The following is a 2,039-nucleotide window of genomic DNA, read 5'->3' on the forward strand; positions in this document are numbered from 1 at the left end:
TCCACTTGCATTAAAAGCAATTGCAATGGTAAATGAATATCTTCCGGAATCCTATAAAGGAGACATGGCTGCAAGAGAACAGATGCATTACGGACAATGTCTGGCTGGCATGGCATTCTCCAATGCGCTTCTTGGAATCGTGCATTCCATGGCACACAAGACAGGTGCTGCATTCAGTACAGGACATATTACCCATGGACTTGCAAATGCAATGTATCTGCCATACGTTATCCAGTATAATGCAAAAGATGCTGCAGCATTAAAGAGATATGCAGAGATCGCAAGATCAATCAGCCTGAAGGGTGATACAGACGAAGAATTAATGAAAGCACTGTGTGCAAAGATCGATGCATTAAATGTAGAATTCAGCATTCCGAAGACATTAAAAGAGTTTGGAATTAAAGAAGACGAATTTAATGAAAAGATCGCTGGAATTGCAGAACTGGCTGTAGGGGATGCTTGTACAGGTTCCAACCCAAGAGCAATTGATCCTAAGCAGATGGAAGAATTATTCAGATGTATCTATGACGGAAAAGCAGTAGAATTTTAAGAATTTGTTATGAACCGGGAGGAAATGGCCTCCCGGTTTTTTTGTGTGGATAGAGACATATTCCATAGGTTCTGATACTGCAGGGAAAAGTTTATATGTGGTTTGTTAAAGGCATTATATGGGGGTTTTGCTGATACAAAGCGTATTACTTAGTATCCCCATATTAATAACCTGAACTTATACATTGTAGTACTGGTAATTCACATAAAAATATGTTATCATAATGCCATCACAAGTGATACGATAAAGTACAACGGAGGAAAATCAGTTATGAAGAAAATCAGACGTATTCTATGTATAGCGTTATGTCTGGCGCTTTGTTTTTCAAATGCAGCATTTGCCCATTCCGGCAGAACAGATGGCAGTGGCGGTCATCGTGACAACAACAACGTAAGCGGATTGGGATATTATCATTATCACTGCGGAGGGAATCCCCCACATCTGCATTCCAATGGTGTATGCCCTTATTCGGGCGGAGGCAGTGCAGAACCTTCGGTACCATCCACTGAGCCGGCACAAGAACCGACAACAGAACCAGCACCAAAGCCTACATCAAATATCAATATCAAGAGAAAAACTACGAAAATGGCGGTAGGAACCACATTCCAGTTTAAAGCATCCGGAGCACGCGGCTACACAGTCAAGTGGCTAAGCTCTAACTCAAAATTGGCAAAGGTTTATAAAAGCGGGAAAGTAGTAGCCCGCAGGGCAGGACAGGTTACCATTACTGCAAAAGCATACGGATCGAATGATAAATGCAATATAAAAATTGTGGATCCCAGGATGACACTAACCAAATTAAACTTAAAAGTTGGAGAGTCTAAGCAAATAAGAGTAAAAGGCAGTAATTCTAAAAAGAAATGGAATACTTCTAACAGAAAGGTAGCGGAGGTTACCAATAAGGGAGTTGTGACCGGAAAATCAGCCGGCAGTTCCCGAATTACTGTGAGAGTAGACGGAAAATTATTAAAGTGCAGTGTGACAGTCACAAAATAATAAAATCCATAATACATAACAAACTATAGTTACATATAAAAAAGAAAACCGGGTATCTCAAAGTAAAAGCAATCCTGCTTTTAGGAGAGATACCCGGTTTTCTCAAAATTACTCTTCCTCCGTTTTTACCTGCGCTGTTTCCAAAGCACTGTCAATGGCATCCAGCAATATCTGGGAAGTATATTTACTGTCCTGAGAATATGTAATGCCATCGGTAGACTGCGTATCATATATCTGAGTGGCGATTTCCTCCAGTGCCGGCTGCACAAGTGGAAACATCGTCGTTACTGTGTCGCTTAAATTCACCAGACGAATAGAATTGATATGATCCTGGTCTACCACGACTTCTACGTCGATGGCATTGTCATTCAGGGTGATTGGAGTGGTATAGACTCCGGCGACATATTTCATAGCTGCAGTCGTTTCTGTTGGTTGGTCATCTTTGGCTTTCTCCTTGTCCCTGGGCGTGAACATAAAAATGAAGAGTATGATC

The 2,039-nt window shown here is 41.2% G+C and carries 3 protein-coding genes; 2 read left to right on the forward strand and 1 reads right to left on the reverse strand.

From position 1 onward, the window contains the following. Positions 1-550: iron-containing alcohol dehydrogenase (locus ACH2DQ_RS27945; RefSeq protein ID WP_395028729.1), on the forward strand; the 550-nt coding region annotated here is incomplete at its 5' end. A gap of 270 nt (positions 551-820) precedes the next feature. After that, entirely contained in the window at positions 821-1,546 is a 726-nt protein-coding gene (locus ACH2DQ_RS27950; RefSeq protein WP_394913323.1) for an Ig-like domain-containing protein, read from the forward strand. Positions 1,547-1,654: 108 nt separating this feature from the next. Here the strand turns inward: ACH2DQ_RS27950 and ACH2DQ_RS27955 are convergent. Beyond that, positions 1,655-2,039 (reverse strand): hypothetical protein (locus ACH2DQ_RS27955; RefSeq protein WP_395028730.1); only part of this gene is annotated, 385 nt, incomplete at its 5' end.

The sequence above is a fragment of the Robinsoniella sp. genome, from assembly GCF_034124845.1.